General features: G+C 59.4%; 13 protein-coding genes. 1 reads left to right on the top strand and 12 read right to left on the bottom strand.

Annotated features, from left to right (window positions below):
* Positions 1-16 precede the first annotated feature (16 nt).
* The 12 genes from NH395_RS09105 to NH395_RS09050 form a co-directional block, all read right to left on the bottom strand.
* Positions 17-673, bottom strand: coding sequence for a tetratricopeptide repeat protein (locus NH395_RS09105; protein WP_199284643.1), 657 nt, complete (start codon positions 671-673; stop codon positions 17-19).
* An 82-nt stretch (positions 674-755) separates the two neighbouring features.
* Entirely contained in the window at positions 756-2,051 is a 1,296-nt protein-coding gene (hisS, locus tag NH395_RS09100; RefSeq protein ID WP_253024179.1) for a histidine--tRNA ligase, read from the bottom strand.
* 35 nt (positions 2,052-2,086) lie between these two features.
* A complete protein-coding gene (gene ispG, locus NH395_RS09095) occupies positions 2,087-3,202 on the bottom strand; it encodes a flavodoxin-dependent (E)-4-hydroxy-3-methylbut-2-enyl-diphosphate synthase (RefSeq protein WP_066321885.1) in 1,116 nt (371 codons plus the stop codon).
* A gap of 7 nt (positions 3,203-3,209) precedes the next feature.
* The gene (locus NH395_RS09090; protein ID WP_253024177.1) at positions 3,210-4,253 is read right to left on the bottom strand and encodes a RodZ domain-containing protein; all 1,044 of its coding nucleotides are present in this window, start codon (positions 4,251-4,253) and stop codon (positions 3,210-3,212) included.
* A gap of 47 nt (positions 4,254-4,300) precedes the next feature.
* Entirely contained in the window at positions 4,301-5,038 is a 738-nt protein-coding gene (gene pilW, locus NH395_RS09085) for a type IV pilus biogenesis/stability protein PilW (RefSeq protein WP_066321883.1), read from the bottom strand.
* Positions 5,039-5,134: 96 nt separating this feature from the next.
* The gene (gene rlmN, locus NH395_RS09080) at positions 5,135-6,313 is read right to left on the bottom strand and encodes a 23S rRNA (adenine(2503)-C(2))-methyltransferase RlmN (RefSeq protein ID WP_253024175.1); all 1,179 of its coding nucleotides are present in this window, start codon (positions 6,311-6,313) and stop codon (positions 5,135-5,137) included.
* 90 nt (positions 6,314-6,403) lie between these two features.
* On the bottom strand, positions 6,404-6,829 hold the full coding sequence (gene ndk / locus NH395_RS09075; protein WP_066321880.1) for a nucleoside-diphosphate kinase: 426 nt from the start codon (positions 6,827-6,829) through the stop codon (positions 6,404-6,406).
* Between the two features lie 158 nt (positions 6,830-6,987).
* Complete coding sequence (locus tag NH395_RS09070; RefSeq protein ID WP_066321879.1) at positions 6,988-7,314, bottom strand: iron-sulfur cluster assembly accessory protein; 327 nt, start codon at positions 7,312-7,314, stop codon at positions 6,988-6,990.
* A gap of 39 nt (positions 7,315-7,353) precedes the next feature.
* Positions 7,354-8,511 carry an IscS subfamily cysteine desulfurase gene (locus NH395_RS09065; RefSeq protein ID WP_253024173.1) on the bottom strand — a complete coding sequence of 386 codons (1,158 nt, stop codon included), beginning with the start codon at positions 8,509-8,511 and terminating at the stop codon, positions 7,354-7,356.
* Positions 8,512-8,551: 40 nt separating this feature from the next.
* Positions 8,552-9,019 carry a Fe-S cluster assembly transcriptional regulator IscR gene (iscR, locus tag NH395_RS09060; RefSeq protein WP_066321876.1) on the bottom strand — a complete coding sequence of 156 codons (468 nt, stop codon included), beginning with the start codon at positions 9,017-9,019 and terminating at the stop codon, positions 8,552-8,554.
* Positions 9,020-9,095: 76 nt separating this feature from the next.
* A complete protein-coding gene (gene cysE, locus NH395_RS09055) occupies positions 9,096-9,956 on the bottom strand; it encodes a serine O-acetyltransferase (protein WP_253024171.1) in 861 nt (286 codons plus the stop codon).
* Between the two features lie 125 nt (positions 9,957-10,081).
* Positions 10,082-10,870 carry an RNA methyltransferase gene (locus NH395_RS09050; RefSeq protein ID WP_253024169.1) on the bottom strand — a complete coding sequence of 263 codons (789 nt, stop codon included), beginning with the start codon at positions 10,868-10,870 and terminating at the stop codon, positions 10,082-10,084.
* A 142-nt stretch (positions 10,871-11,012) separates the two neighbouring features.
* On the opposite strand from NH395_RS09050, the gene NH395_RS09045 reads away from it, so the two are divergent.
* Positions 11,013-11,807 (top strand): inositol monophosphatase family protein, encoded by a 795-nt coding sequence (locus NH395_RS09045; RefSeq protein WP_253024167.1) that lies wholly within the window; start codon positions 11,013-11,015, stop codon positions 11,805-11,807.
* Positions 11,808-11,929 lie beyond the last annotated feature (122 nt).

The following is an 11,929-nucleotide window of genomic DNA, read 5'->3' as shown; positions in this document are numbered from 1 at the left end:
GTTGAAAACAGGGGGGTCATTGAGCTGTCTCCTCAGCGCCGAGATCGTCAAGCTTGAACTGCACGCCGTATAGCGGCTGGCCTTGTTGCTGTGCCAGCTCGAGAGCATCCTGCCAGGCGTTGCGAGCCTGATCGTTCTGGCCAAGTGCCATGTAAGCGTCGCCTCGCACGTTGGCTTGCTGGGCTGCCAGGGGTTCGGTGATCGGTTCATCGAGTAATTCGAGCGCGCGTTCGGGGTCCTCGTTGGCAATGGCGAGACGCGCTAACCGCAGCCAGGCAAGGCTTTGCACATAGCGTCGCGATGAGGATTCCGCCACCTGGGTAAGCGACTCAACGGCGCTGTCCAGGTCATCCTGCTGGACAGCCAGGCGGGCATCAAGCAGCAAGGCCAATTCAGCGTACAGGGTGTCGTCATGCTCACTGACGATCTCGTCCACCATCTCACGGGCTTCACTGAGCTGGTCGCCTTCGAGCTCGTTACCAGCGGCGAGGCTAACCAACTGCTGATAGCGTACTGAGGCCGCCTCGGCTTTATCGGCTTGATAATCCTGCCAGGCGTTCCAGCCGAATACGCCGGCTGCCGCCAGTGCAGCGCCAGCGATCAGTGACGTGCCGTTTTCTTTCCACCAGCGCTTGATCACATCCAGCTGTTCGTCTTCGCTTCTATCCGCCACGGGCGGTCTCCTATTCAGCAATAACCGCCGCTTACGGCAACGGTCATGATGGGTTGAGAGGCAGGCGATGCCTGCCACCCGTTTATGGTGTGTTGGGCAACTGCTCGCTGAGCGTGTGGGCCAGCATTGCCTGGGGAACGCGTTGCTGTGCCTGGTCGTCGCGCAGGGCCTTGAGCGTGACGGTGTGCTCGGCTATTTCGTCTTCGCCAAGCAGCAGGGCATACGCGGCACCGCTTTTATCGGCTTTTTTCATGCGGCTCTTGAAACTGCCGCCGCCGCAATGCAGTTGCAGGCGAAGCCAGGGCAGTTCACTGCGAAGCTGCTCGGCCAGGGTGATCGCGGCGACCGTCGCGGTATCGTCCATCGCCAACAAATACACGTCGCTACCCGTTTCGTCGGGTATTAAATCGAGGGTCTCGAGCAGCAGAATCAGGCGCTCAACACCCATGGCAAAACCAACTCCTGGAGTGGGTTTGCCGCCCAACTGCTCGACGAGGCCGTCGTAGCGGCCGCCAGCGCATACGGTGCCCTGGCTGCCCAGCGCTGTCGTGGTCCACTCAAAGACGGTGCGCGAGTAGTAGTCGAGACCGCGAACCAGCCGCGGGTTGATGACATAGGCAATACCCGCCGCGTCGAGCATGGCTTTTAGCTGCTCAAAGTGGGCCTGCGAGGGCTCGTCGAGGTTATCCAGCAAGCGTGGTGCGCCGTCGAGCATCTCCGCCATGGCAGGGTTCTTGGAGTCGAGAATGCGCAGTGGATTGCTGGTCAGCCGCCGCTTGGCGTCTTCGTCGAGGACGTCGCGGTGCTGCTCGAAATAGGCGACCAGCTTGTCGCGGTAAGCCGCGCGGGCTTCGCTTGAGCCCAGCGAGTTAAGCTCGAGGGTGACATGCTCCATCAGCCCCAGCTCTTTCCACAACCGAGCAGAGAGCAGAATCACCTCGGCATCAATGTCCGGGCCTTCAAAACCGTAAGCCTCGATACCGACCTGGTGAAACTGGCGGTAGCGGCCCTTCTGGGGCCGCTCATGGCGAAACATCGGCCCCTGGTACCACAACCGCTGGGTCTGGTTGTACAGAAGCCCGTTTTCCATGGCCGCGCGTACGCAGCTGGCGGTACCTTCGGGACGCAGGGTAAGGCTGTCTCCGTTTCGGTCTTCGAAGGTATACATCTCCTTTTCGACAATGTCGGTGACTTCGCCGATGGAGCGTGCAAACAGCGCCGTCTGCTCGACGATCGGCGTGCGGATTTCCGCAAAACCGTAACGCTGCATCAACTGGCGGACTATTCCTTCAAAAAATTGCCAGCGAGGGCTCTCGCTGGGCAATAGATCGTTCATGCCTCGAATGGCTTGAATTTTTTTTGCTACAGACTTGCTCAAGGCAAACTCCCTGGGTCGGCTATCCCGCGTCGTACTTAAACGCTGCGGGCGATCGTGTTGTCTTCCTGCTGCTGTTTTTCACGTACTTTGTCGCGGATCAGCCGCTCCAAGTCATCGACAAGGTGGTCGTTGCGCAATTTGCTGGACGGCTTGCCGTCGATATACACCAGATTGGCGGGGCTGCCGCCGGTCAGGCCAATGTCGGTTTCCTTGGCTTCGCCAGGCCCGTTGACGACACAGCCAATGACCGACACGTCAAGCGGTGTCATGACGTCTTCCAGCCGTTCTTCAAGTTGGTTCATGGTGCTGATGACATCGAAATTCTGCCGCGAGCAGCTTGGGCAAGCAATAAAGTTGATGCCTTTGGAGCGCAGCTTGAGGCTCTTCAGCATGTCGTAGCCGACCTTGATTTCCTCCACCGGGTCAGCCGCGAGCGAGACGCGAATCGTATCGCCAATGCCATCCATCAGCAGCATGCCAAGGCCAATGGAGGATTTGACCGTGCCGGAGCGAAGTCCGCCGGCTTCGGTAATGCCAAGATGTAGCGGCTGTTCAATGCGCGTTGCCAGGTCGCGGTAGGCGGCCACGGCCATGAACACGTCCGAGGCCTTGACGCTGACCTTGAAGTCGGGGAAATCCAGGCGGTCCAGGTAGTCGATATGGCGCATCGCCGATTCGACCAGGGCTGCCGGTGTCGGTTCGCCGTATTTCTTCTGCAGGTCTTTCTCGAGAGACCCCGCGTTCACGCCGATACGGAGGGGAATGCCGTGCTCGCGAGCCGCGCTGACGACCGCGCGGACGCGGTCTTCCCGACCAATGTTGCCAGGGTTGATGCGCAGGCAGTCAACGCCCAGCTCGGCCACGCGCAGGGCGATTTTATAGTCAAAGTGGATGTCGGCGACCAGCGGCACGTTGGCCTGGCGCTTGATTTTGCCAAAGGCCTCGGCAGCGTCCATGTCGGGAACTGACACGCGAACGATATCAGCCCCGGCTTTCTCCAACTGGGCTATTTGCGCAACGGTTGCCTCGACGTCCAGTGTGTCCGTGTTGGTCATGCTCTGAACGGCGATGGGCGCATCTCCGCCAACGGCAACGTTTCCCACATGGATTTGGCGCGAAGCCCGGCGCTTGATGGGCGAATGAGCGTGCATAAGTCGGTTACTCTCCCAGAGTGAAGCGAGCCACGTTGTTGGCGCCTGCGCGCGAGGTCAAGTCGACGTCTTCGCCTTGATAGCGCATTTCAACGCCAGTGACGTTGCCCACTGTGAGCCGGAACGGTGGCTGACCTTCGACACTGGCAGACGTGCCAGGTTCTTGAAGTCCTACCAGCACACGCTGGTTGTCAGCATCGATAATTTCGGTCCATGACTGTTCGTTGAAGGTCAGCGTCAGAAGGTTAGGGTTGGCGTCGTTGTTGCCGTCATCGTTGCTGCTGTCATCATCCTCGCTATCCGTTGTTGCCAGGTTGTTGGCCTGAGTCGCCTCATCGCCATCGGCCAGCGATGCAGGGTCAGGCTCGGTTGAGGCGGTATCGTTACTGGTTTCGCTGGTATCGTCTGCGGTGCTTTCGTTGTCTGCGGTGCTTTCAGCGGCAAGATTGCTCTGTGCTGTGCTGGTGTCATCTTCAGCGACCAGGTCGTCAAATGTCGGGGCTTCTTCTTCGGGGTCGCTGGACGAAACAGCCGGTTCAGTCTGCGTGGGCTCGCTGGATAAATCTCCTGCTTGATCCTGCTCTTCGGGGGCGTCCATTGATGACGATGAATCCAGGTCGGGGAGCTCGCTCCCCCCGCGGCTCTGCCACCACATGACGGTAACGGCAATCAACGCGACGATGACCAACAACGTGACCAGCTTGAACAACCAGGCACCCAGGCGTGAGGGCGGCTTGGTGACGGCTACCGGTGTGACTTTGCGCTCAACATCGGCTTCGCCAAAGCGTGCCCGGTAAGCTTCAAGTATCTGTCGCTCATCGAGGTCGAGATACTTGGCATAGGCGCGCAGATAACCGCGGCGATAGGTCACCACCGGAATTTCGCTGTAATCATCGCGCTCGAGACCATCCACGACGGCAGGGCGCAGGTTCAGTGCCCGAGCGGCATCGTTCAGGTTGATGTCGAGTTGTTTACGTCGGCGGGCCAGCAGCTCGCCGGGGGAGTCATTAACGTCTGGGGTATCGCTCGATTGTGACAGTGTCTCGCTCATGGCTGAGCATCCTTCATTAAATAATCGGTGATCAGGGCGTCCATCGCTCAATTGGCTCTCAACTGACGTTGATAGTCGGCCACAGCGGCGCGATCGCCTCGGGCTTCGGCAATATCAATGGCCAGCGTCAACGCCTCCTGGCTCGGCCCGGCAAGCTGCAGGTGCTTTTGCAGCGGAGACCATGCCTCGGCGTAATTGCCCTGTGAATATTCGAGTTCAGCTAACATTAAATAGCCGCGTGGGTTGCGCGGATCGATTTGTTGCGCGCGTTTAAATCGCTCGCGCGCTAATTCGGTCTTGCCCAGGGCCATATAGCATTGCCCTAAATTGGCAAAAAGTTGGGTGCGATTATCGTACTGGGCATCCCGGGAAGCGATTTCTAGCTGGTTGCAGGCGGCTTCCACTTGCCCCTCTTGGTAAAGAAACGCGGCGTAATTGTTACGCGCACGGGTAAAATCAGGCGCCGTCTCTATCGCCCGCTGGAAGTGCTGATCCGCCAGGTTGCTTTCCCCTTGGCGCTGGTAGACCAGCGCGATGGCCTGCAACGCTTCTGCGTTGTCGGGGGCGATCTCAAGCGCTCGGTCCAGGGCATTGAGGGCCCTTGGCAGGTTGTCGCGCTCCAGGTAGGCAACGCCCAACTGAGTATAGGCGGAGGCGGCCTCGGGTGTTGACGGCGAGGAGGGTACATTGGAGGAAGAGGCACAGCCGGCTAGCCACATGCTGCCGACCAGCGCGGCGAGCAAGGGCACCCGAGATGGGTGGTAAAGCCTGCGGTGACACATCATGTAGATCCTCGCAAGGTAACAGTAAAAAGAGGGATCGCTAAATTAAACCGTGTCCATCAAAGCGCTGTGTTAACCGGAAGTCAAGAAGACGTCTCATTAGTCAGCATCCAGTTGAATCGATTGGATATAGCGGGCACTGCGTTTGGTGCGATCCTTCACCCGACCGACAAGCTGTCCGCAGGCGGCATCAATATCGTCGCCGCGCGTCGAGCGAATGGGAGCAGTGTAGCCCAAGTCGTGCAGCCACTGCTGGAAACGCATCGTCTGGTTCCGAGATGGTGTTTCATACCCGGAGTGGGGAAACGGGTTGAACGGAATCAAGTTGATTTTACAGGGTAGCTCGTCGAGCAGCGCTGCTAACTGCTCGGCGTGCTCTTGCTGATCATTGACGTCTTTGATCAGGGTATATTCGATGGTCACCAGCCGGTTTTCCGGGCATTTGGCCAAATAGCGGTGACAGGCATCCATCAATGACCGGATATTGTACTTGCGATTCAGTGGCACGAGTTCGTTGCGCAGCTCATCGTTGGCGGCGTGAAGCGACACCGCCAGGCTGACGTCGAGCTCATCGCCGAGTTTGTCCAGCATGGGGACCACGCCCGAGGTGGAGAGCGTTACCCGACGCTTGGACAGGCCGTAACCGTCATCATCGAGCATCAGTTTCATGGCCGATACGACGTTGTCGTAGTTGAGTAGCGGCTCGCCCATGCCCATCATGACCACATTGGTCACCGGCCGATTGGCGGTGTCCCGGCGTGGCCCGACGCTACGCTGGGCGACCCAGACCTGGCCGATGATTTCAGCGGCGGTGAGGTTACGCTGAAAGCCTTGCTTGCCGGTGGAACAGAAGCTGCAGTCCAGCGAGCAGCCCACCTGCGACGAGACGCACAGTGTGCGGCGCTTGCCGTTCTCGGCGGGGATCAGCACGGTCTCGACGTAGCTGCCGTCCTCCACTTCCAACACCCACTTGCGCGTACCATCGCTCGAGGTGCCCTCGTAGATCACCCCCGGCCCGCGGATCTCCGCTACTTGGGCGAGCTTTTCCCGCAGCGGTTTTGACAGGTTGGTCATCGCCGAGAAGTCGTCGCACCCTTCGATGTGAATCCACTTCATCACCTGAGCGGCACGGAATTTCTTTTCGCCGATAGAGACAAAAAAGGCCGCCATTTGCTCACGCGACATGCCCAACAGGTTTTGACGCTCGGGCGTCGCTTGCACACTGGGCGTTTGTTGGGGGGCAGAGCTAGGCGTATGTTGGGCTACGGTGGTGGTCATGGCGGTCAGCGTATAGGGAAATGGCGGGGGCGAAGGCCCCCGCGTAAATGGCCGGCAACAGACGTTGAAACGGCGGCGCTACCTTCGAGGTTAGCGCGGGCAGATTTCGTCGTTGCTGAAGAAGTAGTTGATTTCGCGCTCGGCGCTTTCCACGGAGTCAGAGCCATGGACAGCGTTGGCGTCGATTGTTTCCGCAAAATCGGCGCGAATTGTGCCAGCGGCGGCTTCCTTGGGGTTGGTGGCCCCCATCAAGTCGCGATTTTTGGCAATCGCACCTTCGCCCTCGAGCACTTGCACGACAACCGGGCCTGAGGTCATGAAACCGACCAGGTCCTTAAAGAACGGACGCTCTTTATGTTCAGCGTAAAAGCCGCCAGCTTTTTCTTCAGACAGGTGCAGCATTTTAGCGGCGACCACGCGCAGCCCGGCGTTCTCAAAACGGGCGATGATCTCGCCAATGGCGTTTTTGGCTACGGCGTCGGGCTTGATGATGGATAGCGTGCGTTCAGTTGCCATGTTCAGCGTCTCTCCTGAAAGGATGAAAAACATTGCCGCCCCGGTGGACCGGGGCGGTACAAATAAGGGGTCGTCAGCCATCTTGGCTAACGAGTGGCGCGATTATAGCGCTTAAGCCGGGGGATGAATACCGCCCTGCCATGAGCCTGTAACGCGCACTAGACGGTAAAGCTTTCGCCGCAGCCGCATTCGTCTTTTACGTTGGGGTTATTGAAACGGAAAAAGCGATTCAGCCCTTCGTTAACGTAATCGACTTCACTGCCGTCGAGCATCTCCACGGCGTCCGGGGCAACGTAAACGCTCGCCCCGTTGGCTTCAAAGCGAACGTCCTCGTCGTTCACCTGGTCGGCGAAGTCCAGTACATAGCTATAGCCCGAGCAGCCGCTGGGCTTGACCGAAACGCGCAGGCCCAGGCCTTGACCACGTTCGTCGAGCACATGTTGGATCTGCTGGGCGGCAGCTGGCGTAATGTTGAGTGTGGCCATTGAGGCGTCCTCCTGTAAGTAGTCAGCCGCTTAGCGCTGCTAAGCGCGCAGCCCGCTCACCGCGTGGCGGATGAGCGTTATGGCGTGGTCGATGTCAGCCTCGGTGGTAAAGCGCCCGAAGCTGAAACGAATCGACGAGAGGGCAAGACGTCGCGGTACGCCAATGCCTAGTAATACGTATGATGGATCTACGCTGGCAGAGTTGCACGCAGAACCGGTAGAAACAGCGACATCGCGCAGCCCCATGAGTAGCGACTCACCCTCCACGCCTTCAAAGGCGAGGTTCAAGATGTTGGGGACTGCCCGGGAAATAGGGGTATTGGCATAGACACCGTCCAGCCCCTCCAGCCCTTTTAAGAAACGTTGCTGCAACTGGGTGATATGCGCCTGGTCTGCAGCCTGTTGCTGCTGCATCAGGTCAAAGGCTTCGCCCATGCCGACAATCTGATGCGTGGGCAGGGTGCCGGAGCGCATCCCCCGCTCGTGGCCGCCGCCGTGAATCAGCGCTTCGAGACGGATGTCCGGGTGGCGCTTCACGTAGAGCGCCCCCACGCCCTTCGGTCCGTAGGCCTTGTGGCCTGACAGTGACATCAGGTCCACCTGCTGGGCGGCTACCGAGAGCTCGATCCGGCCGACGGCCTGGGCGGCATCGCAATGGAAAACCGCGCCAAACTCATGGGCCACGGCGGCCAGGGCGGCGATGTCGTTGATGCTGCCGAGCTCGTTGTTGACCGCCATCAGCGAGACCAGCGCGGTGTCATCCCGCATGGCCTCCCGCAGTTGATCGGGCTGGATGCAACCGTCCGGACCCGGAGAAAGCCAGCTAACCTCAAAGCCCTCGTGTTCAAGCGCAAGGGCGGTGTCGACAATCGCCTTGTGTTCAATGGTTGACGTCACCAGGTGCATGCCGCGTTCGCGATTGGCGCGCATGAAACCGGTCAGTGCCAGGTTGTCGGCCTCTGTCGCACCGCTGGTCCAGACGATTTCGCGTGGGTCGGCGCCGATCGTATCGGCCACCTGGCGACGTGCCTGCTCCACGGCCTGCTCCGCCTGCCAGCCGAGCATGTGGCTGCGCGAAGCGGGGTTGGCGAACAGCTGATCCACGGTCAGGTAGCGCTGCATCACCTCGGCCACGCGCTGGTCGACCGGCGTCGTGGCGGCATAATCAAGGTAGATGGGAAGTGAAGCGGCAGTCATCGTGGTCATGTACCTGTGGTGGAAAGAGGTCGCTTGATTATCAAGTTGACGAAGCAAGAATACCTGCTGCGACCCGTTGCTGCTGGCGTTCGGCGACCTGCATTACATCAGGTCGCTGCATCAACTGAGCCAGCGTGACGTCGTTGAGAAAATGGCGGATCTGCGCCGATAGATCGCACCATAAATGGTGTGTCAGGCAGGTATCCCCCTGCTGGCAGTCTGAAAGCCCCTGGCAGCGTGTGGCGTCAACGGTTTCGTTAACCGCGTCAATCACCTGGGAAACGCTGATGCTGTCAGGCGCGTGGGCAAGGAGATAACCGCCACCCGGGCCGCGCACGCTATTCACCAGCCCGTAACGGCGCAGCAGGGCAAACAGCTGCTCAAGATACGACAGCGATATTTCCTGACGTTGTGAAATATCGCTAAGGCTGGTGGGCCCATGCTGGGCATTGAGTGCCAAGTCCAGCATGGCGGTTACAGCGTAACGCCCTTTGGTAGTCAAACGCATGACAGGTACCTCGACGCCGGTGGCTCAGCGCTAACGGCAAATGTACTGCCATTATGGGAAAACCCGAGTGCTTTGGTCAACCATTACCCGATGAGGCGTCCTGCTCGGTTGAGGCTGTTGGAGAGGTACGCTTGCCTAAACCTGAGCAGGCACCGTCTGCCTCATCCAGAATGTCGGCGAAATCCTCATCGCGCAGCGCTGGCAACTGACCGTCGCGATAGCTGGCATCCAGTTTGCGAAGCGTCGAGCACATACGTTCGATGCGTTCGTCCACGGCGTGCATGTGATCCAGCATGGCCTGCATGGAGCGGGCGACCGGGTCGGGCATGTCCTCGCTCACGCCGTAGGCATCAAAACCAAACTTCTGGCAGATGGCCTCGCGGCGAGCCGGGTCGACGTCAAGGGCTTCTTCCACATCCGGGTCGGCACGCTTAACCACCTTGCCCGGAATGCCGACCACCGTGGCCCCGGCCGGCACTTCCTTGGTAATCACGGCATTGGAGCCGATTTTAGCCCCTGCACCGACGGTAAAGGGGCCGAGGATTTTGGCACCTGCGCCGACGATCACGCCATCGCCAAGTGTCGGGTGGCGTTTGCCCTTGTGCCAGCTGGTGCCCCCCAGAGTGACGCCCTGATAGAGCGTCACGTCATTGCCCACGATGGCGGTCTCGCCAATCACCACGCCCATGCCGTGGTCAATAAAAAATCGCCGCCCGATGGTCGCGCCGGGATGGATTTCGATGCCCGTCAGCCAGCGACCGAATGTCGACATCGAGCGCGATAGCCACTTGAGGTTTTTTTGCCACAGCCAGTGACTGCAACGATGCAGCAGCAACGCATGAAGCCCAGGGTAGTTGGTCAGTACCTCAAGAAAGTTGCGGGCGGCCGGGTCGCGCTCAAAGACGCTGTTAATATCTTCACGCAGGCGTTGAAACATGGGGATCCCTTGGGCGTTGGCAGTTCGATTTGTCACCGGGCGGTTTTGACCCGCATCGCAGGGTAATCAAGCGCAGTAGACGTCTGATATTGGGGGCACTTGGCGCTCTCTTCAAGTCTAGCGCCTCAGTCACGGGGTTGCTTGCGCTGCGTTGCCTTTTCAGTGGCGGATAAAATCCCGCGTAGGATGTTCATTTCCATCTGTTCAGGACGGGCGCGAAGGTAAAGACGCCTCAGGCGCGCCATGAGCTGGCGGGGCTTCTCGGGGTCATGGAACCCGATGGTGATCAGCACGCGTTCCAGGTGCTCGAAATAGTTTTCAAGGGCGGCGTGGGACGCCAGATCATCGTCTGCCTGGGACACCGTGACCGGTTGAACAGTAGCGGCTGGTCCGCTGGCGCTCGGTTCATGGCTGGCTTGAGACAGCCAGGCCATGCGGCATTCGTAGGCGAGCACCTGAACGGCGGCCGCCAGGTTGAGCGAGCTGAAATCGGCATTGGTGGGGATATGCACGTGTGCATGGCAGCGCTGCAGCTCGGCATTGGTCAGGCCGCTGTCCTCGCGGCCAAAGACCAGCGCTACGCGAGAGTCGGCCGGCTGGCATTCAGCAGGCAGACGATCGGCCAGTTCACGTGGGGATAGCATGGGCCATGGCAGGGTACGGGACCGGGCGCTGGCGCCCACTGCCAGCGTGCAGTCCGCCACGGCGTCTTCAATGCTGGCGAATAACTGGGCGCTGTGGAGCAGGTGGTCGGCCCCCGAGGCGCGGGAAATGCTGTCTTGGGTGATAATGTCGCAGCGCGGCGCCACCAGTGCCAGGTCGGCGAGCCCCATATTATGCATGGCGCGGGCCACCCCCCCGATATTGCCAGGATGGCTGGTGCCAATAAGTACAATGCGGACACGCTCAAGCATGATAGGACCCGACCCCTGAAAGCGGAAAAGGCGCAGTTTAGCATGAGTCGATAGCGTGCCCGATAGCGGTCTGCTAGAATTGCGCGCCAAAGGCGATGTCTACGCCTAACGTTCTTTAACATCACTGTGACAAGGCCCAACCATGAATCCGATGGTCCAATTTACGCTGCGCGCGGCGCGTAGCGCCGTTGAGCATTTTTTGAAGGTGCGTGAGCGCATTGAAAATGCCCACGACGAATTCAACCTCGACAAGTTGCTCGAAGACACGGCGCGTAAAGCCGAAGGTACGATTGTTCAGCAACTGGAGCGTGGCTATCCCCAGCACGGCGTGATCGGTCGTTACACGGCCTTCAAGCCCGGGCAGGATGAAAGCGAAGATACCGTCTGGAAAATTGAGCCGTTGCACGGCTACTCCAACCTGGCCGTGGCGGGTAAGGGCTTTGCGTTGTCAGTGGTGTGTTTGATTAAAGGGCGTCCCGAGCATGCGGTGATTATCGCCCCCTTTGCCGATGACGAGTACATCGCCAGCCGCGGCCGCGGTGCCCAGCATAACGGTAAGCGTATGCGGGTTAGCCAAGCCAAGGCGATCAGCGCGACCCGTCTGGCGATGAGTCTTCCCGAAGCCTGGCTACGCCCCCGTCATTTACCTGCCTATCTGACCATTACCCAGCAGTTGGCTCCCCAGATAGACACCCTGGTAGCCACGGGCAGTGGACTCTTGGATATCTGCGAGTTGGCGACTGGACGGGTTGACAGTGCCTTTGTGCTGGGCCTTGAAGAGCAGGATCTTCAAGTGGGCAGCCTTTTGTTGAAAGAGGCGGGTGCATTGATGGGTACCCCGGACGGGCAACCCAACGTCAAAGCCGAAAGTCAGCTGTTGGCGGCGGGGCCGCGTCTGTATAAATCGATTATCAAACAGCTTGCGCCACACGTTTAAGTTCTAACCAGCTAGATTTAAGTGCTGCCCATCTAGGCCCGATTATCAAGATACCGTCAGCGAAACAAAACGCCCCTGCCGTGGAGACGGCAGGGGCGTTTTTTTGGAGGCAGGGTCTGCCT

Source organism: Halomonas sp. Mc5H-6 (assembly GCF_024124705.1).
GTDB classification, from domain to species: Bacteria; Pseudomonadota; Gammaproteobacteria; order Pseudomonadales; family Halomonadaceae; genus Vreelandella; species Vreelandella subterranea.
The sequence above is the reverse complement of the archived record's forward strand: the minus strand, read 5'-3'. Positions and strand labels throughout refer to the sequence as shown.